Below are 23,478 nucleotides of genomic sequence, written 5' to 3' on the forward strand. Positions count from 1 at the left end.
GGCAAGGCCGGCGCGGCTCGTCACGCGGAAGTTTTCATCGGGCGCTTGAGCCCGGGCGACTTCCGCCGCACAATCGGGACAGGCGACGGAACCGCGGGAAGGCACACGTGGACGACGCCATTGGGAGAAACCGATGCTCAATCACGACGGCCGCCGGCCACGACCCTCATTCCGCGCCACGCTGACCTCGGGCACGCTGGCTTTTGCGCTCCTGACCGCCGGAACGGCATCGGCCGTCTCTGCATCGCCCGACACCGCACCTTCGCCTGAGGAGATTGCCGGCCAGGCGGAGTCATCCTGGCCGGGCCTCGTCACCGACGTGTTCGACGACCGGCCGATGCAGGACGGCACCGGCGTCATCACGCTCGAAGCGCCGGCCCGCGCGACCGATCCGGCGATCGTCCCGGTCAAGCTGACTCTCGATCCGGCGAAGAACATCCGCAAGGTGACGCTCGTCATCGACGAAAACCCCTCGCCGGTCGCCGCCACCTTCACGATCGGTGCCAAGTCGGGCCTGACGGAGCTGGAGACGCGCGTGCGCGTCAACGCCTATACCGACATCCACGCCGTGGCCGAGGCTGCGGACGGCACGCTCTACATGGTCAAGCGCTTCGTGAAGGCGGCCGGCGGCTGCGCCGCGCCCGCCGCCAAGGACGCGGTGGCCGCCGCCAAGACGATCGGCCAGATGCGGCTGAAGCGGTTCGGCGCGCAGGAAGGCTCGGACGGCGCGCGCCAGGTGGCCCAGCTGATGGTCCGTCATCCCAACAATTCAGGCCTGCAGAAGGATCAGGTGACGCTCCTCTACATTCCCGCGCATTTCATCACCGATATCCGCGTCGAGAGCGCCGGCGAGGAGATCTTCTCCATGACAGGCGGCATCTCGATCTCGGAAGATCCGAATTTTCGCTTCGCCTATGCCGGAAAGGGCGACGAAGAGTTTCACGCCAAGGCGACAGACACCGAAGGTGCGGTCTTCGAGAAGGAATTTGCACCCGGCAGTTCCTGACAGGCTCGTCCTGCTCAGAAGAGAACGGTTTTCCGATCGGCGTTCAGGCGCCGCGATAGCCGCAGCGCGCCGCCGCTCTCGCGAACCGGCCGCCGGCGAGCCGCCGTTCCTGCCGGCTTGAATGGCGGAAGCGCCTTACTCGAAGCAGCGAATCTCCGCTTCCGCCTGGGCGCGGCGCAGGTCGCCGATGACGCGATTGGATTCCACCGAGCCGCGGAACAGCGAACCCTTCTCTCCCGAGACCTGCCCCATCGACAGAAAGGTGGAGGCCTCGACATAGATGTCGTACGGCACGATCGAGGCGACGACGTCGAAGGAGCAGGCACAGCGTTCGAGCGACTGCGGCGTATTGCCGTTGGCCTGCATGCAGCCGAAGACATAGTCGGCGGTGGCGGTCGTCGGATAGCCGGTGCCGATCGTCGCAGGCGTCATGCTGCCGGTACCCGTCGCCGTCTGGGCAAGGGCCGCCGATGTCGAAGCCGCGACGGCTGCCGCCAGCACGAGCCGGATCAATGTGGACATGTTTCCTCCCGAAATCGCCTGCGCCGGCAGCTCGGTCGCTGACCTGCGCTTTGAAATCCCACCGCCGTCACGGCAGCGCTCTCACCTTGCCTTGCGGATGAAGGCGCCAAATGCCCGCGGCCCGTCTCCGACCTCGACCTCGCCGACGACGTCGAGAGTCGCCGTGTCGATCTTCATCATGACATTGTCGAACCAGTTGACGACGTAGACGTAGGCATCGCCGCTCCCCGCTTCGATCCCCTCCGGATACTCACCGACCTGTATCGTCTTCACCACGGCGTGCGTCGCCGCGTCGAAGACGCTGACCGTACCGCCATATTGATCGGTGACGAAGACCTTGCCGGCCGCCGCCGCACCGACATACGGGCGCTCTCCGACCGGCACGGTGGCGGCCAGCTTGCGGGTGGCAAGATCGACCACGCTGACCGCGTTGCTGCCGACATTGACGGCGTAGACCTGCTTTCCGTCGGCGGAAAAGCTGACGCCGAAGGGACGCTCGCCGACGGGAACCGTCGCGGTGACCGTCAGGGAGCCGGCATCGATGATCGAGATCTGGTTGGAATCGCGATCGGCGGTGACGATGGTCCTGCCGTCTGCCGAGACGGCAACTCCGGACGGCGACTGCCCCACCTGGACGCGCTGGGTGATCGCTCCGCCCACGGGATCGACGACGAAGAGCTCGTGCTCGAACCAATCCGCGACATAGACCGGCGCCCCAGACGGATGGACCGCGACGCCGAGCGGCCCCCCGGCGAGCGGGATCCGCTTCACGACCTCGCCCTTCACCGTGTCGATCACCGCCAGCGATTTCGACTCGGGGCTGGTGACGAAAGCGTGCAGCCCATCCGGCGGAATCGCGATCCCGGCCGGCTTGCCACCGATCGGGATCGTCTTCGTCACCGCCATCGTGTCGAGATCGACGACGGAGACGTCGTCGCTCGACTGGTTGGTGACGAAGGCCGTGTCACCGGCCACGGCCGGCGACAGGAGGAGGCCGATGGCGAGCGCCGCCGCGGCGCCAGGCCGAAGAGACCGGAGAACCATCAGGAGCCCTGCTCGACGGCCTTCTTGATGCCTTCCAGGCCTTCCCTGGAAAACGCGGTGACAGCCTTGATCGCCGCTTCCTCGTTCAGCTCCGGCGGCGGATCGCCGTTCGGGTCGCCGCGGTAGAAAGCGGTGCGGTATTCGACGACCGAGGTCTCCGGCGTCTTGCCGGGCTTCACCGTGAGATAGGCTGAGAAGTTTGTGACCGGCAGGATCTTGAGGTCGACATGCGGCAGCAGCGTCGCATAGCTCATCTTGGCCGCGTCGTAGCGGTAAAGTGTCTCGGCGAGCTCGCCGCCATCCTTCAGGGTCACGAGCCGGGCCGTGTCGACCGTGTTGCCGGGCGCGCCGTCGGTCTTGGCGACGCGCGGGTGCCAGGACATGTCGTTGAATTCCTGGATCCTCGCCCATACCTTCGCCGGCGGGGCGGCAACCTCGATCGTCTCGGTCACCTTCTGCCTTGTGGGTCCATGCGCGAGCGCCAGGCCCGGCAAGATCGTGAGCGCCAAAAGGGCGCCAAACAGTCGTGCGATCACGACGTACCTCCTTGATTTCATTAAGACGCAACGCCAGAGGCGCGGCCCGTCGGTGCCCGGCGCGGAGCCTAGTGCAGTTCGGGTTCGAAGGAAAAGCGATAATCGCGGCAGTCGCCAGATTTAATAGACGACACCTTGGCCCTTTGTCCGCGTCCAACCCGTGTCTGGTTGGCCAAGCCGCTGCAGTGTCTTCAGCATGCCGCCGTCGGCGAAATCCGTCGGTCCGACGCTGTAGCTGGGCCGCTCGAAGCACAGGAGGACGAAGTAATCGGCGAGTTCCTCGGGCGTGCCGAAACGCTTGATCGGCGCGTGCTCGTCGGCGATGGCGAAGTCGATGCCGACGATGGCCCCGGCGACCTTGCCGCGCAGCTTGAAATCCAAAATCGTCCTCTTTGGCCCCGGCATCTGCTCTTGGCCTGTTTCTTCGAGGGCAAGATGGGGCCGGTGAGATCGCCCGCCAAGCGTTCGGCTTTGGTGCGCCAGTTTGACAGAGAGGGTCCGTCGCCTAAGCTGCGTCGACCCCTGGAGGGACTTTCCATGCTGCACCGCTTCGCTTTTGGCCTCACCGCCCTCGCCTTCCTCGCCGCACCGCTGCAGGCACAACAGCTGGCGCCGGCGCCCGAGGCCGCCTCGGGTGTCATGCAGAAGGTCCTCGTCCGGGCAAAGTCGCAGATGGTCGTCGCCGCCCATCCCCTCGCCGCAGAGGCCGGGCGGGAGGTCTTGCGGGCCGGCGGCAATGCCATCGACGCGATGGTCACGGTTCAGCTCGTCCTCGGCCTCGTCGAGCCGCAATCCTCGGGCCTTGGCGGCGGCGCCTTCCTCGTTCACTACGACGCCTCAACAAAGCAGCTCGAGACCGTCGACGGCCGCGAGACGGCGCCCGCCGGGGTGACGCCGCAGCTTTTCCTCGACGCCAGCGGAAAGCCGCTGACGTTCCTCGACGCCGTGGTCGGCGGGCGCTCGGTCGGAACGCCCGGCACGGTGCGCTTGCTCGAAGACACGCACCGGCGTTTCGGCGCCCTTTCCTGGCGTCGCGTGGTCCAGCCGGCCATCGACCTTGCCCGCACGGGTTTTGCCGTCACGCCGCGGCTGAACAGCCTTCTGGCCGGCGACGAAACGCTGCTCTCGTCGCCGACGCTGAAGGCCTACTTCTTCGACGCGGACGCAAAACCCTGGCCGGTCGGCCACATCCTGGTCAACGAGGCCTATGCGAAGACCCTGGAGAGGATCCGCGACGAGGGTGCGGCCGGCTTCTACACCGGCCCGGTGGCCGACGGCATCGTCGCCGCGGTCGCCAGCGGCACGGATCTCGCCGGCAAGGCCAATCCCGGCATGCTGTCGCGCGCCGACCTCGCCGCCTACCGCGCCAAAGTGCGCCCGCCCGTCTGCCTCGACTATCGCGGCTTCGAGGTCTGCGGCATGGGCCCGCCCTCCTCCGGCGCCTTGGCCGTCGGCCAGATCCTCGGCCTGATCGAGCCGACCGACATCGCCGATCTCGGCCCGAAGAGCGCCAAGGCCTGGCGCCTCATCGGCGACGCCTCCCGCCTCGCCTTCGCCGATCGCGGCCGCTACGTCGCCGACGCGGATTTCGTGGCCCTGCCGAGCGGCCTTCTCGACGACGCCTATCTGGCAAGCCGCGCGACGCTTCTCGACGGCGACAGAGCGCTGGCCGATGACGCGGTGGTTGCAGGCGAGCCGAGCTGGGACCACGCGGGACTGGCACCGCCGCGCGGCGACGATGCAAGTCTCGAACTTCCCTCGACCAGCCATTTCGTCATTGCCGACAAAGAGGGCGACGTCGTCTCGATGACGACGACGATCGAGAACGGTTTTGGCTCCCGGCTGATGACCGGCGGCTTCATCCTCAACAACGAGTTGACCGATTTCTCCTTCGCGACACAGGAGGACGGCCGCCCGATCGCCAATGCCGTGGCGCCCGGCAAGCGGCCGCGCTCGTCGATGGCGCCGACCATCGTGATGAAGGAGGGAAAGCCGGTGATCGCCGTGGGCTCGCCCGGCGGCAGCTCGATCATCGGCTTCGTCGCCGGGGCGCTGGTGGCGATGATCGACTGGCGGATGGACGCCCAGCAGGCCGTGGCCCTGCCGCACCTCCTCAACCGCTTCGGCACGTTCGAGCTGGAAAAGGGCACCCCGGCCGCCGACCTCGAACCCGAACTGCAGGCGCTCGGCTTCAAGACGAAGGTCGGCGACCTCAATTCCGGTCTGCACGCCATCGTCATCACCCCGGACGGACTTGCGGGAGGCGCCGATCCGCGACGCGAAGGTGTCGCTCTCGGCGATTGACGCGGGGGCTCGGGGACTGACAGGCTGCGGCCGCTGGCAGGTGCCGGCCTAGCGTCCAAAAGGTTCTTTCATGAGCTTCACTGCCTCCGCCGTACCCGAGATCGTCTTCGGGCCGGGCAGCCTGCGAGAGGTCGGCGTGCGCGCCGCCTCGCTCGATCCGTCGAAGCGCGCGCTGATCGTCGCCGACGCCTTTCTGGTCGAGTCGGGCGTTGCCGCGGCGCTCGCCGCCAACCTGGCTTCCTCCGGCATAGAGGCCGAAATCTATGGTGACATCGCCGGCGAGCCGAAGGCGAGCCACCTGCAGGCGGCGGGCAATGCCGCCCGCGATCACGGCGCCGGCCTCGTCATCGGCCTCGGCGGTGGCTCGGCGCTCGACGTCGCCAAGATCGCGGCGTGCCTTGCCGTCGGCATCGTCGATCCCATGCATTATGCCCTGGCGCAAAACCCCCTGCCGGCGGTGCCGCTGCGCAAGATCCTGATCCCGACGACCGCCGGCACCGGATCGGAAACTTCGTCCACTTCGGTCTTCTCCGATGCGGAGGGGCGAAAGGTCTGGATCTGGGGGCCCGAGACGAAGGCGGATCTGGCCCTTCTCGACCCCGCCCTCACCGTCACCCTGCCCCCCGCGCTGACCGCGGCCTGCGGCATCGATGCCTTCGTCCACGCCTTCGAGGCGGCGACCAACCGCAAGACGCATCGCGGCGCGGAGCTCTACGCCCATCAGGCGATGCGGCTGGTCGCGGGGTCGCTGGCCCGCGCCGTCGCGGCCCCGAACGATCTCGAAGCGCGCGGAAACCTTCTCCTCGGCTCCTGCTATGCCGGGGTCGCCATCGACTATTGCGGCACCGCCGTCGCGCACATGATCAGCCACGCCATGGCGAGCCTTGCCCCTGTCAATCACGGTTTTGCCACCGCGCTCGCCTTCGAGGCGACGCTGCCCTGGCTGGTCGAGACGCCGACGGCCGAGATGGAGGCGGCGGCGCACGCCTGCGGCCTTGCCGAAGCCGCAGAGCTGCCGGGCTTCGTCTCGGCCCTGATGAGCGAATGCGGCATGGTCCGTCGCCTGCCGCCCGTCTTCGACAGGATCGGCACCGCAGCGCTGGCCGAAGCGATGCGGGCCCCCGGCCAGGCGCCGATGCGACACGCCACCGCCCGCGCGGTGACCGACGCCGACACCGAGAAGTTTGCCGCCGCGCTGCTGCGACTGGCCGAAGAGAAGGCCGCGTGATGGCGAAGATCGTCTCGATCGAGATTTCGCGCCACCGTCTGCCGCTCGACCCGCCGTTCAAGGCGAGCTGGGACGGGCGGCCACGCAGAAGCTTCGACGCCGCGATCGTGCGCATCCGCGACGACGAGGGGCGCGAGGGCGTCGGCTCGGGCGACCTGATGCTCGGTTTCGAGGGGCACGAGGATCTCTTCATCGGCGAGGACCCGCGCCATGTCGAGCGGCACTACGAGGTGCTGTCGCATCTGCAGTTCCACTATGGCCGGTGCTGGCCGGTCGACCTCGCTTTGTGGGACCTCTCCGGCAAGATCACCGGCGAACCGGTCTGGCGGATGCTCGGCGGGCGGGCCGACAAGGTGCGGCTCTACGCGTCTTCCGGCGTCCTGCGCGATCACGGCGCCATGGCCGAGACGGCCGAGCGATTCCTGTCGGAGGGCTTTCCGGCGATGAAGGTGCGCTTCTCCTCGTCGGCGGGCGGGCGCGAGAGCTGGCGCGAGGATTTGGAGGCGCTGGAGGCGATCCGCGCCCGCGTCGGCGCCAAGCTCGATCTGATGGTCGACTGCAACCAGGGCTGGCGCATGCCCTGGGACACCTCCGCCGCATGGACCTACAAGGACGCGCTTGCCGTGGCGCGCGAGCTGGAAGGGCTCGGCGTCTACTGGATGGAGGAGCCGCTGCACCGTGCCGACCGCAAGGGCATGGCGCTGCTCCGCCAGACCGTCTCGATCCGCATCGCCGGCGGCGAGATGACACGCGAACTCCATGAATTCCGCGACCTTGTCGAGGGCCGCTGCCTCGACGTGCTGCAGCCCGACGTCGCCCTTGTCGGCGGCATCACCGGCCTCCGCCGCGTCGCCCTGATGGCGCGCGAGGCCGGGCTCGCCTTCACGCCGCATTCCTGGACGAACGGCATCGGCGTCCTCGCCAACGCCCATCTCACCGCCGGCATCGGCGAGGCGCCCTGGCTCGAATGGCCCTACGACCCGCCGGAATGGTCGCTGGAACGCCGGGATTACCCGATGAACGCGCCTCTTGTCGCGAAGGACGGCTGGCTGCATCTCGGCGATGCGCCGGGCCTTGGCTTTGCCGTCGACGAGGAAAGGCTGGCGGCGACGCGGGTCGGGTAGACCGGTGGCGGGCCGGGCCGGGCCGCGAGATGTGCCGGCTGCCTGACGGGTGATGCCGTGCAGGGCGAACGGGTGGGCCCAGCGGCGCCAGCCGGAAGTTGTCGCCGCCGCGGCGGCCCTGCGCCGCCGGCTTCAGAGGGGCTGCCCGGTCAGATCGCGGCGATCGCCGCCAGCACGGCCTCGTCGACCTCGATCCCCTCCTCGATCGCCGCGCGCCGCGCGCCTTGGCTCCGGCGACCGGGAAGGCGCGCACCGGGTTCTTCGGCAACCCGGGCGGCGAGCTCTGCCATGCGCAGCGTCGCGCCGGGGCCGCCGATCGCCTGGGGATCGAGGACAATCAGGAGATGACCAAGACCGACCGGCGGTCCCTTGGCGTCGAAGAGCGAACTCGCCTCATACGCGAACTGGCTGCCGGTGACGCCGGCGGCCAGCATCTCCACCATCAGCGCCAGCGCCGCGCCCTTGGAATCGCCCGTCGGCACCATGGTCCCCGCCAGCGCCGCCTCCGGATCGGTGGTCGGCGCCCCGTCCTTGTCGAAGGCCCAGCCCTCGGGCAGTGGCACGCCCTTTTGCTTGGCCTCCATCACCTTGCCGCGCGCGACCTTCGACAGCGACAGGTCGATGACCAGGGGATCATGCCCCTCGCCCAAGGGTGCGGCGAAGGCGATAGGATTGGTGCCGTAGAGCGGCGTCCGCCCGCCCCAGGGCGCCATCGCCGCCGGGGCATTGGCGACCATCAGCGCGACGAGTCCGAGTTCGGCAAAGCGCTCGACCGTCAGTCCCATGACGCCGGCATGGTGCGAGCGCCGGATGCCGGCGAGCGCGACGCCCTGGCGCCGCGCGATGTCCGGCAGCATCGCGACGGCGAGATCCAGCGCCGGAAAGGCAAACCCGTCCGCCGCATCGATGGTCAGCACGCCCGGCGCAGGCCGGTCCGCCGCCGGCCGCGCATGGCCGTCGACCTTGCCGGCCCGGGCCTGCGCCGCATAGGTCGCGACCCGGCGAAAGCCGTGCCCGGACTGCCCGGCCGCCTCCGCCGCAACCAGCGCCCGCGCCACCGAAGTGGCGATCGCAGGGTCGACATTGCCGCGCACGATGGCGGCCGCCACCAGCGCCTCGGCGGCGGCAAGAGTAAGATGGGTCATGTCAGGGCCTCTCGGATGCAACGCGGGATGCTCTCCCATGGCATCGCCTTTCGGCAGCGGGAACCCCTGATGCGGTGTGGCGGTCGACAGGATTGCAGACGGATCGGCCCGAGACACCGAACGTCCGTTTCATTCCCGACTTGATTCGGGACGACGAGCATGTCGTTTGCCGCGGCGGTGCACGAGCGCAAAGGCGACCGGGGCTGCGCGACTGCGCCGACCAGGGTCGCCAGATCTCCCGATCGCTTCGGGTATGGGCATGCCGCGCTTCAGCCCCTATCCTTGCCGCGGCGCGAGCGAAATCCCGCCACCGTCTCGCCAGCTACCGGAGCCCCCGATGCAGACCATCTTCGTCCAGTTCAAGTGCCGCCCTGGCATGGCCTATGCCGTTGCCGACACGCTGGTGCAGGATGTCGAGGAGATTTCCGAGGTCTATTCCACCTCGGGCCAGTACGACCTGATCGCCAAGTTCTACCTGCCCGCCGGGCAAGACCTCGGGCGTTTCGTCACCGAGCGGCTTCAGGTGGTCGACGGCGTTTCCGACACCTTCACCACCGTCGCCTTCAAGGCATTTGGCGGGAAGTAGGGTCCGCCGCGAAGGCATGATCCCTCTGGCGACCGTCCCGCCATTTGGGAAGAGGTCGTAACGTAACGGGGATCCGCAGCGTGCTCCGGAACTGGCTGGCAGCGGGCCACGACACGCTTGTCGCTGCCCGTCCGCCCGGCCGAAAACTCAGCCGACGAAGGCGCGCTCGACGACATAGGTCGCCGGCTGCGCGTTCGATCCCTCGACGAGGCCGAACTTTTCCATCAGCGCGGCCGTGTCCTTCAGCATCTCCATCGACCCGCAGATCATGGCGCGATCGGTGGCGGGATCGAGCGGCGGCAGGCCGAGTTCCTCGAACAGCTTGCCGCTTTCGATCAGCGTGGTGATTCGCTCGCCGCGCGTCTCGCCGTCGCGCGTGGCGGTGGCGTGAAGCTGCAGCTTGTCGCCGACGAATTCGCTCATCAGTTCGTCCGCCCTGATCGCCGCCACGAGTTCCTTGCCATAAGCGAGTTCGGCCGTCGTGCGGCAGGTCTGCGTCAGGATGACCGTCTCGAACTTGTCGTAGGTCTCGGGGTCGCGGATGATCGAGGCGAAGGGCGCGATGCCGGTGCCGGTCGAGAAGAGGTACAGGCGCTTTCCCGGGATCAGCGCGTCATGGACGAGGGTGCCGGTCGATTTCTTGCGCATGAGGACGGTATCGCCGACCTTGATCTTTTGCAGATGCTCGGTCAGCGGGCCGTTCGGCACCTTGATCGAAAAGAATTCGAGTTCCTCGTCCCAGGACGGGCTGGCGATGGAATAGGCCCGGAAGACCGGCTTGTCGGCATTCGGCAGGCCGATCATCACGAACTCGCCGGAACGGAAGCGGAAGCCGGCGGGACGCGTCATGCGAAAACGGAACAGCGTATCGGTATGGTGCTGGACGTCGGTAACGGTCTCGGCGAAGACGCCTGCCGGGATCGGGAACGATGGCGCGGCGCCGGTCACGGCGGTTTCGTTGGCGAAGGCGTTCATCGGAATCCCTGTGGCAAGCGTTTGTCTCGGCGCAAGATAAGGATTTTGCACGGCAGCAAAACCATCCCGTGCCCTGATAGAGGGGTTTGGCCCATAAATCGGCGCGCCACCAGAGAGGATATTCTCAAACTCTGACCTCGCGCGGAAAATTCGCCGAACCGGCAAATACCCGGCGGTAGCGTTCGATCTCGGCCGGATCGCCCGTCGCCTTGGCCGGATTGTCGGAAAGCTTCACCGCCGGCCGGCCATTGGCGGAGATGACCTTGCAAACCAGCGAGATCGCCTCCAGCCCCGCACTGCCGTCCGGCGCCACGTCGCGGAAATCATTGGTGAGGTTCGTGCCCCAGCCGAAGCTCATCCGCACCCGCCCGTCGAAATGGCGATAGGCGGCCTCGATCCCCTCGACATCCATGCCGTCGGAAAACACCAGGAGCTTGTCGCGCGGGTCGATGCCGTGCGCCGTCCACCAGGCCATGATCGCCTCGCCCCCTTCGATCGGCGGGGCGGAATCGGGGCGAAAGCCGGTCCATTCCGTCAGCCATTCAGGCGCGTCGCGCAGAAAGGCCTCCGTGCCGAAGGCATCGGGCAGGACGACGAGAAGATTGCCGCCGTAATAGCTCTGCCATTCCTTCAGCACGGTGAAGGGCGCACGCTTCAGAGCCGCGTCGCTGTCGGTGAGCGCCGCCGTGACCATCGGCAATTCGTGCGCGTTCGTGCCGATCGCCTCGACATCGGTGTCCATCGCGAGGAGCACGTTGGAGGATCCGATGAAAGCGCCGCCGAGCCCCTCCTTCAGAGCCTCGACGCACCAGCGCTGCCAGAGAAAGGAATGCCGCCGCCGCGTGCCGAAGTCGGAGATCTTCAGGTGCGGCAGTTTGCGCAGCCGTTCCACCTTCTCCCACATCTTCGCCTTGCCGCGGGCGTAGAGGACGTCGAGCTCGAAGCGGCCGAGCCCTTTCAGCGCGGCGCGCGAGCGCAGTTCGTTGATGATGGCGAGCGCCGGGATTTCCCACATCGTCGTGTGCGTCCACTTGCCGTGGAAGACGAGCTCGAACTGGCCGTCGACCCGGCTGAGCTCGTATTCCGGCAGCTGGAAATCGGCGAGCCATTCGAGGAACGCCGGCCGAAAGATCTGCGTCGAGCCGTAGAAGCTGTTGCCGGCGAGCCAGATCATCTCGCGCTTCGTGAAGCGCAGGCTGCGGGCATAGTCGAGTTGGGCGCGCAGCTCCGATTCGCTGACATCGTCGGCGATGCGCACGCGCTTCGTCCGGTTGATCAGCGAAAAACTGACGTCGACATCCCGGTGCAGGCCCCAGATCATCTGCAACATCAACAGCTTGTAAAAGTCGGTGTCGAGCAGGCTGCGTACGATCGGATCGAGCTTGAAGGTGTGGCTCCACACCCGCGTAGCGATGTCGGTCGCGACCATGATACTTCCCCTGGCTGACGTCGCGAGGGGTTTAGCGCAGGCCGCATCAGATTTCACCTGCGACGCGCAGCGAAGACCCGCGCCAGGAGGCACGTTTGTTCGGCCCGAGAGTATTTTTGCGCAAGGCCTCGCCCGTTGCGGAACCAAAAGATATCGTCCAGCTTTATACGTCACCGAATTGTAGCGGGCACGACAGCGATGCTCGTGCAGGAGGATTTGAAATGAAGATCAAGATGTTTGTGGCCGGACTTCTGGCGCTTGGCACGGTCGTGGCGGCTGTGCCGGCCAGTGCCCAGAACATCGTTATCGGCCCCGATGGCGTCCGAATCATGGAGCCGCGTGGCGAACGCGGCCGGGACAGCGATCGTCGCCGCCCTGACAGGCGCGAGATCAGCGAGCGCGAAGCTGTAAGGATCGCACGCGGCGAAGGCGTACGCGAAGTCGATTCCGTCCGCCGGACCAGCCGCGCCTACCGCATTCTCGGCGTCGACCGCCGCGGCCGCGACATCCGCGTCGACGTCGATCGCCGCGATGGGGACGTTCTTTCGGTTCGCTGAGGCGACTCACGTCAAAGCATGTGCTGGCGGCTCTTCCGGAAGCGGGAGGGCCGTTTGCATGAGCGGGTGCAAAGTGCGGTCGCCACAGGGAGACGATTCGTCGTCTGCCGTCACTTCCCGCAACGAAAGTTAGCCGGCCAGGCGAAATACGGCGCGGCGGACGTCGGAAGCTCAACGCGTCGCCGCTGGGTCTACCGATCCAACGACTCAAATAGATTTCAAGCCGGCGAGGCAGGCATGCGGCCTGGGTCGAGCCGGTCTCAAGCCGAAAGAGGTGGAGGGCAAAGACAAAATGGTGCCCAGGGACGGAGTCGAACCGCCGACACTGCGATTTTCAGTCGCATGCTCTACCAACTGAGCTACCTGGGCGCCGGTGCGGGAGACAAGCAAGCGCTGCGTCCCTCACACGGTCCGCGCCTTATATGGAGAACGTTTCGGCGTGTCCAGCCTCAATCTGGGCGGTGCGCGGGATTGCCGTCTGGCAGGGCGGGATAGCCGCAGACGAGCGCATATCGAGGCGTCTTCGCGCCGGGAGCGCCGGCCGTGGCTCCTGTTGCTCAACCGCGGCGCTCTCGGAAGATGCCCCAGTCATGGCGGCTCGATCGAGGCTTGCGCCAAGCCGCCCACGGCAGCTTGCGCTGGAGGAAGTGCTGTGGCAGAAGTCCCCCGCGTCAAGCGACCGGCTGCGGTAGCTCAGTGGTAGAGCACTCCATTGGTAATGGAGAGGTCGGGAGTTCAATCCTCCCTCGCAGCACCATTTTGTTGGGCGAAATCAAGATTTTAGTTTTGTCAGCTGAAACGACCACGTGGGTCATCACGCGTGGGCAGCACCTGGGCAGCACCGGTTTTGCGGGGCTTCTCGCTTGTCTGGTCGTCGCCTAGCACGTTGGCTGATTCGGCAGAGGCCCATTGCAGTGTTGCCGCGCAGCGTGCCTGAAAATCGCTAGTCGGCCCGAAATGTTGCAGCAGATCGATCTCGTCGATCATGTCCGCGATCGTCTCCTGATCCCCAGCTGCGATAGCCTGGCGCAGCTCGCGGGAGCACACCCACAAATGCCGCACATGAAGCTCGAGGTCCTCGGGGGCCGGCGGGCCGCTGCACGTGCCGGGATCACGCGCTCTGTCGGCGCGCGCGGCACGTTCCTTGGAGAGGTCAATTTCCTTGGAGAGCTCGATAAGGTTGGTTTCAGGCAGGTAGTGTCCGCGCTCGTGGTGGAAATTCCGACATTGAAAGGTGTGGCTGAGGCGGTCACCGGATAGGGCGGCTAAGGTGGAGTTGCGAGACTTCAACCTGACCGGAGAACCCGATGACCGAGGACAGACTACCGCTTGCCGAGCTTTTTGCGAAAGCCGGGGACGGCGATTTCCTGAGAACGATAGCCGAGAGCGTGATGCAGCTCCTTATGGAGGTCGACGTTGAAGGCATGATCGGCGCCGGGCGCCACGAACGGACGCAGGAACGGGCGACTTATCGCAATGGCTACCGCGACCGCTCGCTCGACACGCGGCTCGGCTCGTTGCAGCTTCGGATACCCAAGCTTCGGCAGGGCAGCTACTTCCCGCCGTTCCTGGAGCCGAGAAAGCTCTCGGAGAAGGCCTTGGTTGCCGTCATTCAGGAAGCTTGGATCAGCGGCGTTTCCACCCGGCGGGTCGACGATCTGGTACAGGCCATGGGGCTGTCGGGGATCGGCAAGAGCACCGTATCGAAGCTGTGCAAAGACATCGACGAACGCGTCGGCGGCTTCCTCGACCGTCCTCTCACTGGCGACTGGCCCTACCTCTGGCTGGATGCGACCTACCTGAAGCAGCGCGAGGGTGGACGCATCGTTTCGGTCGCCGCCATAATCGCCGTGGCCGTGAACACGGACGGCAAGCGCGAGATCGTCGGCCTTCACATCGGCCCCTCGGAAGCGGAGACGTTTTGGTCGAGCTTCCTCAAGAGCCTCGTGCGCCGCGGCCTGTCCGGCGTGAAGCTCGTGATCTCGGATGCTCACGAAGGGCTGAAAGCCGCCATTCGCCGGGTGTTCAGCGCCTCCTGGCAGCGCTGCCGGGTGCATTGGATGCGCAACGCCCTGTCGTATGTCCCGAAGGCGCAGCAGAGCATGGCGGCGGCCGCGCTGCGCCAAGCCTTCGCCCAGCCCGATCGTGCTAGCGCCAGCCAGGCGCTGCGCCACGTCGCCGACCAGCTTCGGGGAAAGTGTCCAAAGCTCGGGGCCTTCATCGACAACAGCGAGACCGACGTGCTGGCGCACATGGATTTTCCCAGTCAGCACCGGACCCGGATCCATTCGACGAATTCCCTGGAGCGCCTGAACAAGGAGGTGAAGCGGCGTGCCGACGTCGTCGGAATCTTCCCGAACGAGGGATCCATCATCCGGCTCATCGGCGCCGTCCTTCTCGAGGCCAACGACGAATGGCAGATCCAGAACCGCTACATGCAGACCGAACCCATGGCCGACCTCATGGCCATGGGCAACACTGCAAAACCCGAACAGATTTCCACCGAAGTCGCCTGAAACGGAGCCGCTTCAGCTACACTCAATTTCCACCACGTTGACGGACACGACCTTCAGGCATGGCTTCGCCAGCCGCCCCGATAGGGTCGTCGTGCATATTGCGCTTCCCTTAATCAACATTTAATGTTGAATGGATAAACCGCCCTATTCAGATCGTCAACATTAAATGTTGGTTCAGAATGACCCCATCTCAGTGCCGAGCTGCCCGCGCTCTTCTCGACATGTCTCAGCCGGACCTTGCTTCGCAGGCGGGGCTCGGCCTCTCGACGATCGTTGATTTCGAGCGGTCGCGCCGCGCAGTCTCATCAGACGGCATTCAAAAGATTGTTTCGGCGCTCGAGACGTCGGGTGTCGAGTTCATCGCAGAGAACGGGGGCGGGGCTGGCGTAAGGCTGAGAAACCCATGATGCTCTGGCTAGATGAATATCGAAGTTTCTTAGCAGCAAGTGCTGGCGACCAGGCCCAGCAAGTTGGCAGGCTTGCTGAACGGATCGCATTCGCCGAGCAATTAGCGGCCCCGCTCACGTCACCTCGAGTGGACGGTCTGCGTTCTGGCCAGCCGACAGAAATCAAGGCAAAGATCGTTCGTGCTGGGGTTTCACTGGCCGGGCGCTTTGTCGACATTTCTGAACTGAATTTGGCGAATGCGGGTCTTTATCTGATCTTCCTATTTGAGCCTCACAAGCGAGCAATCAGCGTGTTCGAGATCAGAGCCCAAGAGATGCACCGCCGGTTGACCGCGGCGCACTCGGTGACACTGGGCTTTTTAAAAGAGATGACGCCGGTCTGGTCCTTTTCGGACTAGCGCCTCGTTACGGAGGTGCGTGGCCCATGCCCAAGCAGGCCGAGGCGGTATAACCAATCCATGCTGACCCCGTCAAAAGCAGACGACATTGCCTAGATTATTGGAACGTCGGTCCAAGCCTCATTGGGAAAGACGGAAGGTTCAATGGGGCAGAACGTCGAAGCCGAAGAGAGCTACATTCGGAGAGAGTTCGGAAGATTGGCAGTGGAATAACCGGGGTGATTGTCGCTCAGAATTGCAATATTCGAGGTGGGTGCTAGATGCATATTAGGAAGCAACAGTTCTGGTGGCATACCGAAGGAAGACTCGTGAAAGATACAGACACATCGCGCGACGATCTTGCCGCAATGACAGCCGAGATCGCGTCGGCCTATGTCGCCAACAATCGCGTTCCGCAGGCAGACCTTCCCGACTTGATTGCCAGCATACACAGGTCGCTAAGCTTGCTTGGTTCCCCGGAGCGTGCGCCCGAGCCAGCCGCGCTGGTGCCTGCCGTCTCGATCAGGAAATCAGTGACGCCCGACTACATCATCTGCCTCGAGGATGGGAAAAGCTTCAAGTCGCTGAAGCGGCATATAGCGGTCCGTTACGGCCTGACGCCGGACGAGTACCGCCGCAAGTGGGGCCTGCCGTCGGATTATCCGATGGTTGCGGCCACCTATGCTGCCAGGCGCTCCGAGTTAGCGCTGAACCTCGGTTTGGGCCGCAAGAAGGCCGAGCCGGTTGTCGAGCCCGCACGCAAGGCCGGCCGCGGTCGTAATGCCAACTGAGCATCAGCGACCCGGCCGCGACCCCGTTGCGGGCCCCTCCGGCAGGCCGCCGTCGCCCCCACAATGCCAGCAGTGCCCGCTCTTTCCTTCAGTGCTCGCGCCAAGTCTGAAATACTTGAGCGTTCACGGTGCTGTCGGAAACAGGTCGCTGTTCAGTTGACATGTCATTCAGATACTTCCCAGCTTTTCCTGAATGCGCTGGAAGTAAGACGAAGACTGTGTTAGTTCTTTTGCGGCATGCTCTAGGCCTCTTTTCAGCGTTCTGATCTCAAACTGTAACTCGACGATTTCAGTATTGGACCGCTGCAAGGCGTTCTCCAGCGAGCGCGCACGCATCTCGCTTTCAGCTAAGCTGATCTGCAGCGAGTGAACATGCGACTTCAGCGTCGCACGCTGCATTTCAACGCGTTCAATAAAGCAGCGAGCATCGGCTTCGATGGCCACGAACTTCCGCTCGTACTCCTTGATAAGCTCAGCAGCCTGCTCGACCATCTGCACAGCTTTTGCGCCACAGACTGATGGTTGGCTTGACATCCTGTCTTGGTTGGCTGCGACTGCACGCGACGGCACCAGTGTGGCCTGTGCAGGAAACACATCTGGACGGTCGAAAATGTTGGACTCTTCCAAACTATTCATGGGGAGGTATCGCTCTGAGAAAGCCGGTATTGCCTCTTCCATTTCAATTCTCCGACATCACGTCCCGGATGAATGGGCGGTCATATTTTCAGGGTTGATCGTTCCTGGAGCCTGGCCCGAAGCCGTTAGTGATTGCCTGATCGAGACGCCTTAACCAGGCATCCGACTCTCTTGCCTGAGCCTCCGCCGCTTCAGCCCTTTGATTGGCAGCGGTAATCTCTCGCTGCGCCAGTTGCAGCTGTTGCTGCATCATCAGAAGATCTTCGCGCATCTGACGCGCCTGGGTTTCAGCCGCGCGCTCTAATTCCGTCACCCGCTCGGCACTCATGCGAATGGCTTCGGAAGCCTCCTCGACAAGAGCCAAGGCCGCCGCCCAATCCCGACGCGGTTCTTCGCCTGAAACGGGCATATCCCTCTTTTCAATGGAGAGAATGGCCGCTGACCGCTCTCCACCGGAGTTCTCACTCCTCACGATATCGGCCGAGCCGCGAATTGGCCATGACCGCTCGACTTCAATCTCGACCGTCGATGACATTCTCAATTCCTCCCAATGCCATGCCGCTGCCGCGGCAGCATCCCATAGACCTGCTGCTCCCGCCTATTCTTGGCGAGTATATTCAACACGCGCCGCGTCATTCCGGCCGGCTGTCTGGCCGCGCCAGAAAACTGACATTTGTTGTCTGGCCTGTATCCGGCGCGAGATTTTGTTCGGGGATGACGAGCTCGCCTTGGGTCTGCATAGCGCGCACCGACCGTTTCAGGATTTCGTTCTGGCGCTGCAAGGCAACACGGTTCTCGCGAGCAATCTCGAGCGCTCCTTGCGCCAGGGTCCGTTCAGCCCGCTCGCTCTCGAGTTCTTCGATCAATCGCCGGGTCGCCGCCTCCTGCTTCACTCGATCGTTTTCGTTTCTCCGGGTGAGGGTTTCCAGGCGATCGCCGAGACTGACGGCCTTGGCAAGGCTGTTCTCGAGGGCGACGTCCTTGGCCGCCAGTGTCTTCGTCAGCATCTCGTTGCGCTCGTCGGCTTCCTGCCGCAGCCGGTGGATCTCGCTGACCTGGGCACTCTGATGGACAAGTTCGTTTCGCATGGCCTCCAACCGCCGGTCGGCGGCGATGCGTTCCAGCAGGGCGTCCTTGAGGCTTCGTTCGGTGATACGCAGGGCCTCGTCCTTGTCGCGGAACTGGCTGCGTAAATTGGCGAGTATGTGCTCCGTCGACGCGAGGCGTGCTGCAGCGGCGTCGACCTTGAGGGTGAGTGACGTACGCTCCGCGGTCAGCTGCCCAACGATGCTTTCATGTTCTTCCTCGGCCTTCTGGCAGGCAAGCTCAGCCTCCTGCAAGCGAACCTCAAGCGCTGCGAAAACCCCTTTCTGCCTCTCCCGCTGCTCAGCAAGCTCATTAGCGCGCGCCTCCAGCCCAACGATGCGCTCGCTCTGCTCGCCAACCAGCTGATGCAAGCGCCTGCACTCGCGCTCGAAGATGGAATGCTGCTCAGACTCACGCTGCAGTTCGCTTTGGGCGCGTTGCAAGGATTGCTCTGTCGCCTCCCTCTCAGCCCGCTGAAGGGCTAGTTCGGCCGCGACTGACGAATGCTGCTCTGCCTCTACTGCCAGTTGCCGTTCGATGTTGTCGAGAAGCTGAGCCTGCTCGCGCAGCAGTGCGCGCTGCTCGTCAACTGTCCCAGTCATCTCATGACACTCGGCCTCCAGTTTCCGAGCCCGCGTCGTATAGGAAGTCAGTTCGCCGGAGGTGGCAGAGAGTTCACTCGTCAGCGCGTCAACTTCGCGGCGCAGGTTCTGGTTGGCCTCGATCTCTCGCGACAGCAGGGCCTCGGTTTCCATGACGCGGGCCTTAGCGTGCGGAAGCTCTTCAGCTATGGCCTCGATAGGCTCAACGATCATAGAGAAGTCTTCACTGAGAGACTTCAGGTCCTCCAGGCGGTCAACCATCTGGCTGAAGCGGACGCGCAACATCTCATTACGTTGCCCAAGACTGTCGAGCAGCTTGGCGGGGCGCAAATGGGACTGTGGGTCAGCATCACACAAGTCGGGGGCGTGCAGTTCTGCTGCCATCTGTTCCCCGGCTGCGCCGGCCTTGCTCCCGCTCGAGCTGCGCCCTGAAAAAAACGACCACGCTGATGACATTGTACATTTCCAAATGACAAGCGTTCAGTGCGTCAAAGGTATAAATTAATCTTTCAATAATCAAATAAATTAGTTTGATGTGCGGAGAGGAGGCAGCGCTTTTTTCCTTGTGATGGCACCGGTCGGCGGGCTCGGGGTCATCGTCGCAGACATGCTGACCGATACGAAACTGTTTCTCCTTCGGTGCGGGTCGCGGGTGTTCGCTTACCGCTCGGGAGGGGCTTTAGCGACGAGACGGCCGGCGCTAAATCAGCCATCAATGCGCAGAAGGCGGCGGAGCCCGCGGCGTCATTACCTCCAGCGCGAGAAAGCGCCCTGCCCTTACGGAAGGCGGCCGACTTCGGCATGCGTCTTTCAAGGGCTGCGCGATGATACTGATACCGGCGTCGTTCTCGAGAACTGACGCTTCTGTTGACTGTCGTTCCATCATTGGAACAAAGTAGGAACATTTCCTTTCCATCGCGCGCCCCGGATGGCACCATGACGCGGAGAATCAGGAGAGCTGCAATGTCCTACCCGTCCCCGAAGTCCCTGCCCGTGGTGACCGTTGATGAGAGTTTCGACAGCGTTGTCGACGAGGTGATAGCCGCGGCCGGCGGCGATTTGCGCTCTGCGATCCTGGGCTTGGTCCGCGGCCAGCACGCGATTGAGGCAGAGGCGCGATCATCGACATCGGCCGGCTATGTCCGGCGCCGTCTACAGTGAGCCGACGGGCGCAGCGCCGCAAAGCCCTCTACGCTCCTGAGCGGGAGGAGCTCCTGCGAAAGGCTCACGCGCTGTGGTCGGCAACGTGCACCACCATGCATCATCTGCAGACGCCCAGCGCGGATTACCACGCGGCGAGCGATCTCGCCGCCGCACTGTGCTCATTTGCAAGTGACTTGAGCGGCGGCGCCGTGGACTTTGCTCGTATGGCGTCGACTAGAGGCGGCGGTGACGACAGGACTTGGCTCGAGGGCGGAAGCGAGATGAACGAGGCGATCGACGAGGCACTGGCGATCTGTGGCGGTGATCCTCGAGCGACCATCAGGAGCCTGCTGGTGCTGACCGAGTTCCTGGAAGCGGAAGCGGAAGCCGAGGGGAAAGCATGAGGCTGACGGGCATCTGGAAATGGATTGCGGTCGTCGCGCTCGTAGCGATCTTCGGACCGTCCATTCTCCAGCAGGTGGACCTGGGCGAGCTTGGCGACGCGATCCGCCCAGCGCCGACCGACAACCGGGCGCCAACACCGGCGGGCAGTGCGAAGCGGATCGCGATGCCCCCATGCACGAACGGTCGCCATGCGCCGCCCAGCGGGTCCTGTGTCATTGACGGCGACAGCGGCTGGCTCGAGGGCCGTCAATGGCGAATTGAGGGCGTCGACGCGCCGGAGATCGGCAAGCCCGGCTGTGCAAACGAGCGCGCAGTCGGCGATCGCGCCAAGCAACGACTGGCTTCGCTCCTGGCCGGAGGGTTCACCGCCCGACATGGCAACTCCGACCGCTATGGGCGGCAGCTCATAACTTTTCGCCTGGCCGACGGCCGTGATGCGGGGGCCGTCTTGATCGACGAGGACTTGGCGCAGAAGTGGCCGAACTCGGGAAACCGCTGGTGCCGGCGCTAGACAGCCGGGGCGCGGCCACCACATGATGCGGGCATGTGCAATCTCTACTCCCTGACCAAAGGCCAAGCCGCCATTCTAGCTTTCACCCGGGCGATGAACGATCGCGCTGGCAACCTCCCCTCCATGCCGGGGATAGTCCCCGATACGATGGCGCCGGTCGTCCACAAGGCCGCCGAGGCCCGGACACTGTAGCTGATGCGCTGGTGCATGCCGTCGTCGCAGAAAGCGCTCTTCGAGGCGACGAAGCGCCGGGCCGCGAAGCTCGAGGCGAAAGGCAAGGAGGTTGACTTCGCGGCCCTTCTGAAAGCCGAGCCGGACAGCGGCACGACGAACATCCGAAACGTCGCTTCGGCTCACTGGAAACGCTGGCTCGTGCCGGCGAACCGGTGCCTTGTTCCCTTCACCTCGTTCTCGGAATACGAGACGGTCGGCACAGCCAAGATCCCGGTCTGGTTCGCCGCTGGCGAGGAACGCCCGCTTATGGCCTTCGCCGGCCTATGGACGAGTTGGACAAGCGTGCGGAAGGTGAGAGAGGGCGAGGTCACCGCGGACGTCTACGGCTTCCTCACCACCGACGCCAACGCCACCGTCGGCGCCATCCACCCGAAGGCTATGCCGGTGATCCTCACCACTGCCGAGGAAATGGACGTATGGCTGCGAGCGGACTGGTCGGAGGCAAAAGCTCTGCAGCGTCCGCTGCCGGACGGCGTGCTCGAGATTGTCGCCCGCGGGCAGCGAAGCGACGCAGCCTGATCGTGGTCGGCCGCGCAACTCGGTCTGGGCAGCTTGGATTTTTCGGACAGCGGCCGGAGTGGGGCCAAGCGCTTCGTGGTCGTTGCCCTTCGCGAGCGCATGGGCCGCACCCTGACTTTCATCCGCAACGCCGAACAGGAAGGCGTCGCCATCGCCAAGTCCAAGGTCGCCAGCACCGCCGCTATGTTCGCCGATGAAGCCTCGCACTGGGATGCGCTGGAAGCCTTCTTCCCGACCACCAGCATCAACCACTCTGAGAGCTACAGCGACGGCCACGGCAAGCACACGAACTGGGTAGAAAGCTACTTCTCGCGTCTGCGTCGCATGGTGCGTGGCCAGCATCACAGCGTCTCTGCCAAGCTGCTTCACCTACGCTGCGCATGCCGCATGGTGTGAAGATCACCGCCGCCGCGACAACGGCGACAACGCCTTCGCCGTCGGCAATGCGCTCCTGTCGCCGGTCAGCCGCGTGTGGTGCGGATACTGGCAGAAATAAAAGAGGGCCGGTCTCCCGGCCCTCTTTCTTGCGCTTGTCGGCGGGAGTCAGCTCTTGGGGCTGCTGCCGTTATCGTTGTCCGGCTTGACCCGGATGCGGAAAGCATTCAGCCCGTACTGTCGGGCGAAAATCTTCTTTCCATTGCGCAGGGTGATAGAAGCCCGGAAAATGTAAATGGAGTCTTCCGGGGGCGTCTGACGTGGCTTCTTGGCCATCGGCGTTCCTTTTGGGCGGTGTTGACAATTCCGCCGGGAACGCTAGAAAAAGGTTGCAACACCTGATTTTCCTAGCGGCCCGTCGACATTCTGACGACAGAATACTGCCGCCGAGATCTGCAAAACGCCTCGCACCAGTTGCGGGGCGTTTTGCATTGTGCCGACCATAGAATCCTTCGCCGCAGGAGTCCATATGGGTCCAACTCAAAAACGCGATTCCTTAAGATTCCGTTAACCATGATTCCGCTCTCGTGTTACCCTCAAGCGGATTAGAGGCTATGGGTAGCCATCTCCTGTGGATTTGGACGGCGGACGATGAGCAACGATTTTCTTACCGGCATCATTGCTGAAAGGGAGACATTGATGCAGGAGCGTCTTCGGATAGATGCCCGCATCCGCAAACTCGACGCTGTTATCGCAGAGTACAGGCTCCAGCCCTTGGTTGAGGCAACTCAAGGCACGACGCCTTCACCGGGCAAGCGGCGACGCATCCGAAACAGCATACCGCCCATAGAGGTCGGCAACCACGCCCGAGCCTTCATACTGAACGCAGGGCGTCCCTTGACGCGTGGTGAACTTCTCCGAAAGTTTGACGAAGAAGGCATCCCGATCGTCGGACGCGACCGCGCGAAGGTTCTGGGGACAACGATCTGGCGGCTAGACCGAGATGATGGTCGTCCAGCTTTCAATAACACCCCAAGAGGCTATTGGCCTTCCGATGTGCCTCTGCCAACCGAATCTAACGAGTAGCGGATTGGGCAGAGGCCAACATTCCGAATTGTGACAAGGCCCTTCTCCCGCTGCGCCCGAAGCGCCTTCGACACCCTGTCGCTGACTTCCTTCATATACCGCCTGTCGCGACCATCCATGCCGTTCATGGCGACGATGGCTGTCGCTATCTCCCGGCATCTCATGGGCCCGTCAGCGGTCCTCAGTTGGCGCGGGATGGCGGATGTAATCTCGCCCTTGCAGAATAGCACCTGGCGCTTCTGGCGAGGCAAAGCGGCATGCAGATCGCCGGCATAGCTGACGACGCCCAAGGTACGGTCCAGCGCATCTACGTCGTTGCGGACCTCGGCCAGTC

General features: G+C 64.3%; 25 protein-coding genes, 2 tRNA genes and 3 pseudogenes. 17 read left to right on the top strand and 13 right to left on the bottom strand.

Translation table 11 applies throughout. The features are described from left to right. The first annotated feature begins 133 nt into the window (after positions 1–133). A complete protein-coding gene (locus Sa4125_RS19340; RefSeq protein WP_224000655.1) occupies positions 134–1,006 on the top strand; it encodes a quinoprotein dehydrogenase-associated SoxYZ-like carrier in 873 nt (290 codons plus the stop codon). Between the two features lie 135 nt (positions 1,007–1,141). Here the strand turns inward: Sa4125_RS19340 and Sa4125_RS19345 are convergent, their stop codons facing one another. The 4 genes and pseudogenes from Sa4125_RS19345 to Sa4125_RS19360 all read right to left on the bottom strand — a co-directional run. Continuing rightward, the gene (locus Sa4125_RS19345) at positions 1,142–1,438 is read right to left on the bottom strand and encodes a hypothetical protein (RefSeq protein ID WP_224008040.1); all 297 of its coding nucleotides are present in this window, start codon (positions 1,436–1,438) and stop codon (positions 1,142–1,144) included. A gap of 171 nt (positions 1,439–1,609) precedes the next feature. Further along, positions 1,610–2,572, bottom strand: a complete 963-nt coding sequence (locus Sa4125_RS19350) for a beta-propeller fold lactonase family protein (protein WP_224000657.1) — start codon at positions 2,570–2,572, stop codon at positions 1,610–1,612. Beyond that, positions 2,572–3,108, bottom strand: coding sequence for an SRPBCC family protein (locus Sa4125_RS19355; protein ID WP_345944298.1), 537 nt, complete (start codon positions 3,106–3,108; stop codon positions 2,572–2,574). The genes Sa4125_RS19350 and Sa4125_RS19355 overlap by 1 nt, the downstream gene beginning before the upstream one ends. A gap of 183 nt (positions 3,109–3,291) precedes the next feature. Then, a pseudogene (locus Sa4125_RS19360) lies at positions 3,292–3,435 on the bottom strand (short-chain dehydrogenase); the annotation flags it as partial. A 210-nt stretch (positions 3,436–3,645) separates the two neighbouring features. On the opposite strand from Sa4125_RS19360, the gene ggt reads away from it, so the two are divergent. The 3 genes from ggt (at position 3,646) to Sa4125_RS19375 (ending at position 7,764) form a co-directional block, all read left to right on the top strand. Then, positions 3,646–5,412: a gamma-glutamyltransferase gene (gene ggt, locus Sa4125_RS19365; RefSeq protein ID WP_224000659.1), complete on the top strand. Its 1,767-nt coding sequence runs from the start codon at positions 3,646–3,648 to the stop codon at positions 5,410–5,412. A 70-nt stretch (positions 5,413–5,482) separates the two neighbouring features. Then, positions 5,483–6,640 carry an iron-containing alcohol dehydrogenase gene (locus Sa4125_RS19370; protein WP_224000661.1) on the top strand — a complete coding sequence of 386 codons (1,158 nt, stop codon included), beginning with the start codon at positions 5,483–5,485 and terminating at the stop codon, positions 6,638–6,640. Further along, positions 6,640–7,764 (top strand): mandelate racemase/muconate lactonizing enzyme family protein, encoded by a 1,125-nt coding sequence (locus Sa4125_RS19375; RefSeq protein ID WP_224000663.1) that lies wholly within the window; start codon positions 6,640–6,642, stop codon positions 7,762–7,764. Before Sa4125_RS19370 ends, Sa4125_RS19375 begins: the two co-directional genes overlap by 1 nt. A gap of 149 nt (positions 7,765–7,913) precedes the next feature. On the opposite strand, the gene Sa4125_RS19380 is transcribed toward Sa4125_RS19375, so the two are convergent. Continuing rightward, the gene (locus Sa4125_RS19380) at positions 7,914–8,909 is read right to left on the bottom strand and encodes an Ldh family oxidoreductase (RefSeq protein WP_224000666.1); all 996 of its coding nucleotides are present in this window, start codon (positions 8,907–8,909) and stop codon (positions 7,914–7,916) included. A 337-nt stretch (positions 8,910–9,246) separates the two neighbouring features. Between Sa4125_RS19380 and Sa4125_RS19385 the strand changes: the two genes are divergently transcribed. Next, positions 9,247–9,495: an Lrp/AsnC ligand binding domain-containing protein gene (locus Sa4125_RS19385; RefSeq protein ID WP_224000668.1), complete on the top strand. Its 249-nt coding sequence runs from the start codon at positions 9,247–9,249 to the stop codon at positions 9,493–9,495. Positions 9,496–9,642: 147 nt separating this feature from the next. Here the strand turns inward: Sa4125_RS19385 and Sa4125_RS19390 are convergent, their stop codons facing one another. Both Sa4125_RS19390 and pncB read right to left on the bottom strand, forming a co-directional pair. Next, complete coding sequence (locus tag Sa4125_RS19390) at positions 9,643–10,470, bottom strand: ferredoxin--NADP reductase (protein ID WP_224000670.1); 828 nt, start codon at positions 10,468–10,470, stop codon at positions 9,643–9,645. 124 nt (positions 10,471–10,594) lie between these two features. Further along, positions 10,595–11,899, bottom strand: coding sequence for a nicotinate phosphoribosyltransferase (gene pncB, locus Sa4125_RS19395; protein ID WP_224000680.1), 1,305 nt, complete (start codon positions 11,897–11,899; stop codon positions 10,595–10,597). 116 nt (positions 11,900–12,015) lie between these two features. Between pncB and Sa4125_RS19400 the strand changes: the two genes are divergently transcribed. Further along, positions 12,016–12,456 carry a PepSY domain-containing protein gene (locus tag Sa4125_RS19400; protein ID WP_345944299.1) on the top strand — a complete coding sequence of 147 codons (441 nt, stop codon included), beginning with the start codon at positions 12,016–12,018 and terminating at the stop codon, positions 12,454–12,456. Between the two features lie 293 nt (positions 12,457–12,749). Here Sa4125_RS19400 and Sa4125_RS19405 read toward each other — a convergent pair. Further along, positions 12,750–12,825 (bottom strand) — tRNA-Phe (locus Sa4125_RS19405). Positions 12,826–13,138: 313 nt separating this feature from the next. Here Sa4125_RS19405 and Sa4125_RS19410 point away from each other — a divergent pair. After that, positions 13,139–13,213, top strand: a tRNA-Thr gene (locus tag Sa4125_RS19410). A 32-nt stretch (positions 13,214–13,245) separates the two neighbouring features. Here the strand turns inward: Sa4125_RS19410 and Sa4125_RS19415 are convergent. Next, a complete protein-coding gene (locus Sa4125_RS19415) occupies positions 13,246–13,746 on the bottom strand; it encodes a hypothetical protein (protein WP_224000682.1) in 501 nt (166 codons plus the stop codon). A gap of 17 nt (positions 13,747–13,763) precedes the next feature. Here Sa4125_RS19415 and Sa4125_RS19420 point away from each other — a divergent pair, with 17 nt between their 5' ends. The 4 genes from Sa4125_RS19420 to Sa4125_RS19435 all read left to right on the top strand — a co-directional run bounded on the left by Sa4125_RS19420 (position 13,764) and on the right by Sa4125_RS19435 (position 16,547). Further along, a complete protein-coding gene (locus tag Sa4125_RS19420) occupies positions 13,764–14,972 on the top strand; it encodes an IS256 family transposase (protein ID WP_223998301.1) in 1,209 nt (402 codons plus the stop codon). 179 nt (positions 14,973–15,151) lie between these two features. Then, complete coding sequence (locus Sa4125_RS19425) at positions 15,152–15,379, top strand: helix-turn-helix transcriptional regulator (RefSeq protein WP_224000684.1); 228 nt, start codon at positions 15,152–15,154, stop codon at positions 15,377–15,379. Next, the gene (locus tag Sa4125_RS19430) at positions 15,376–15,777 is read left to right on the top strand and encodes a hypothetical protein (protein ID WP_224000686.1); all 402 of its coding nucleotides are present in this window, start codon (positions 15,376–15,378) and stop codon (positions 15,775–15,777) included. Before Sa4125_RS19425 ends, Sa4125_RS19430 begins: the two co-directional genes overlap by 4 nt. Before the next feature lie 347 nt (positions 15,778–16,124). Beyond that, positions 16,125–16,547 carry a MucR family transcriptional regulator gene (locus tag Sa4125_RS19435; RefSeq protein WP_224008048.1) on the top strand — a complete coding sequence of 141 codons (423 nt, stop codon included), beginning with the start codon at positions 16,125–16,127 and terminating at the stop codon, positions 16,545–16,547. A 168-nt stretch (positions 16,548–16,715) separates the two neighbouring features. On the opposite strand, the gene Sa4125_RS19440 is transcribed toward Sa4125_RS19435, so the two are convergent. From Sa4125_RS19440 to Sa4125_RS19450, 3 genes are all read right to left on the bottom strand, one after another. Next, entirely contained in the window at positions 16,716–17,225 is a 510-nt protein-coding gene (locus Sa4125_RS19440) for a hypothetical protein (protein ID WP_224000688.1), read from the bottom strand. Between the two features lie 46 nt (positions 17,226–17,271). Next, positions 17,272–17,718, bottom strand: coding sequence for a hypothetical protein (locus Sa4125_RS19445; protein WP_224000690.1), 447 nt, complete (start codon positions 17,716–17,718; stop codon positions 17,272–17,274). A gap of 97 nt (positions 17,719–17,815) precedes the next feature. Continuing rightward, the gene (locus Sa4125_RS19450; protein ID WP_224000700.1) at positions 17,816–19,255 is read right to left on the bottom strand and encodes a hypothetical protein; all 1,440 of its coding nucleotides are present in this window, start codon (positions 19,253–19,255) and stop codon (positions 17,816–17,818) included. 579 nt (positions 19,256–19,834) lie between these two features. Between Sa4125_RS19450 and Sa4125_RS19455 the strand changes: the two genes are divergently transcribed. The 5 genes and pseudogenes from Sa4125_RS19455 to Sa4125_RS19470 form a co-directional block, all read left to right on the top strand. Beyond that, on the top strand, positions 19,835–20,032 hold the full coding sequence (locus Sa4125_RS19455) for a hypothetical protein (protein WP_224000702.1): 198 nt from the start codon (positions 19,835–19,837) through the stop codon (positions 20,030–20,032). Between the two features lie 263 nt (positions 20,033–20,295). Next, positions 20,296–20,418 carry a hypothetical protein gene (locus tag Sa4125_RS24245; RefSeq protein ID WP_267461341.1) on the top strand — a complete coding sequence of 41 codons (123 nt, stop codon included), beginning with the start codon at positions 20,296–20,298 and terminating at the stop codon, positions 20,416–20,418. Further along, entirely contained in the window at positions 20,415–20,930 is a 516-nt protein-coding gene (locus Sa4125_RS19460; RefSeq protein WP_224000704.1) for a thermonuclease family protein, read from the top strand. Before Sa4125_RS24245 ends, Sa4125_RS19460 begins: the two co-directional genes overlap by 4 nt. A 33-nt stretch (positions 20,931–20,963) precedes the next feature. Next, positions 20,964–21,683, top strand: a pseudogene (locus Sa4125_RS19465) (SOS response-associated peptidase family protein). Between the two features lie 66 nt (positions 21,684–21,749). Further along, positions 21,750–22,179, top strand: a pseudogene (locus tag Sa4125_RS19470) (transposase); the annotation flags it as partial. A gap of 47 nt (positions 22,180–22,226) precedes the next feature. On the opposite strand, the gene Sa4125_RS19475 reads toward Sa4125_RS19470, so the two are convergent. Continuing rightward, positions 22,227–22,394, bottom strand: coding sequence for a hypothetical protein (locus tag Sa4125_RS19475; protein ID WP_224000706.1), 168 nt, complete (start codon positions 22,392–22,394; stop codon positions 22,227–22,229). Positions 22,395–22,709: 315 nt separating this feature from the next. Here Sa4125_RS19475 and Sa4125_RS19480 point away from each other — a divergent pair, with 315 nt between their 5' ends. Beyond that, complete coding sequence (locus Sa4125_RS19480; RefSeq protein ID WP_224000708.1) at positions 22,710–23,144, top strand: hypothetical protein; 435 nt, start codon at positions 22,710–22,712, stop codon at positions 23,142–23,144. The last annotated feature ends 334 nt before the right edge of the window (positions 23,145–23,478 follow it).

Source organism: Aureimonas sp. SA4125 (assembly GCF_019973775.1).
Lineage (GTDB): Bacteria > Pseudomonadota > Alphaproteobacteria > Rhizobiales > Rhizobiaceae > Plantimonas.

Excerpts from the sequence above, each read along its gene's own strand:
- Sa4125_RS19340 (WP_224000655.1), top strand. The coding sequence starts at position 134 with ATGCTCAATCACGACGGCCGCCGGCCACGACCCTCATTCCGCGCCACG.
- Sa4125_RS19345 (WP_224008040.1), bottom strand. The coding sequence starts at position 1,438 with ATGACGCCTGCGACGATCGGCACCGGCTATCCGACGACCGCCACCGCC.
- Sa4125_RS19350 (WP_224000657.1), bottom strand. The coding sequence starts at position 2,572 with ATGGTTCTCCGGTCTCTTCGGCCTGGCGCCGCGGCGGCGCTCGCCATC.
- ggt (WP_224000659.1), top strand. The coding sequence starts at position 3,646 with ATGCTGCACCGCTTCGCTTTTGGCCTCACCGCCCTCGCCTTCCTCGCC.
- Sa4125_RS19370 (WP_224000661.1), top strand. The coding sequence starts at position 5,483 with ATGAGCTTCACTGCCTCCGCCGTACCCGAGATCGTCTTCGGGCCGGGC.
- Sa4125_RS19375 (WP_224000663.1), top strand. The coding sequence starts at position 6,640 with ATGGCGAAGATCGTCTCGATCGAGATTTCGCGCCACCGTCTGCCGCTC.
- Sa4125_RS19380 (WP_224000666.1), bottom strand. The coding sequence starts at position 8,909 with ATGACCCATCTTACTCTTGCCGCCGCCGAGGCGCTGGTGGCGGCCGCC.
- Sa4125_RS19385 (WP_224000668.1), top strand. The coding sequence starts at position 9,247 with ATGCAGACCATCTTCGTCCAGTTCAAGTGCCGCCCTGGCATGGCCTAT.
- Sa4125_RS19390 (WP_224000670.1), bottom strand. The coding sequence starts at position 10,470 with ATGAACGCCTTCGCCAACGAAACCGCCGTGACCGGCGCCGCGCCATCG.
- pncB (WP_224000680.1), bottom strand. The coding sequence starts at position 11,899 with ATGGTCGCGACCGACATCGCTACGCGGGTGTGGAGCCACACCTTCAAG.
- Sa4125_RS19420 (WP_223998301.1), top strand. The coding sequence starts at position 13,764 with ATGACCGAGGACAGACTACCGCTTGCCGAGCTTTTTGCGAAAGCCGGG.
- Sa4125_RS19425 (WP_224000684.1), top strand. The coding sequence starts at position 15,152 with ATGACCCCATCTCAGTGCCGAGCTGCCCGCGCTCTTCTCGACATGTCT.
- Sa4125_RS19430 (WP_224000686.1), top strand. The coding sequence starts at position 15,376 with ATGATGCTCTGGCTAGATGAATATCGAAGTTTCTTAGCAGCAAGTGCT.
- Sa4125_RS19435 (WP_224008048.1), top strand. The coding sequence starts at position 16,125 with ATGACAGCCGAGATCGCGTCGGCCTATGTCGCCAACAATCGCGTTCCG.
- Sa4125_RS19440 (WP_224000688.1), bottom strand. The coding sequence starts at position 17,225 with ATGGAAGAGGCAATACCGGCTTTCTCAGAGCGATACCTCCCCATGAAT.
- Sa4125_RS19445 (WP_224000690.1), bottom strand. The coding sequence starts at position 17,718 with ATGTCATCGACGGTCGAGATTGAAGTCGAGCGGTCATGGCCAATTCGC.
- Sa4125_RS19450 (WP_224000700.1), bottom strand. The coding sequence starts at position 19,255 with ATGGCAGCAGAACTGCACGCCCCCGACTTGTGTGATGCTGACCCACAG.
- Sa4125_RS19455 (WP_224000702.1), top strand. The coding sequence starts at position 19,835 with ATGTCCTACCCGTCCCCGAAGTCCCTGCCCGTGGTGACCGTTGATGAG.
- Sa4125_RS24245 (WP_267461341.1), top strand. The coding sequence starts at position 20,296 with ATGAACGAGGCGATCGACGAGGCACTGGCGATCTGTGGCGGTGATCCT.
- Sa4125_RS19460 (WP_224000704.1), top strand. The coding sequence starts at position 20,415 with ATGAGGCTGACGGGCATCTGGAAATGGATTGCGGTCGTCGCGCTCGTA.
- Sa4125_RS19475 (WP_224000706.1), bottom strand. The coding sequence starts at position 22,394 with ATGGCCAAGAAGCCACGTCAGACGCCCCCGGAAGACTCCATTTACATT.
- Sa4125_RS19480 (WP_224000708.1), top strand. The coding sequence starts at position 22,710 with ATGAGCAACGATTTTCTTACCGGCATCATTGCTGAAAGGGAGACATTG.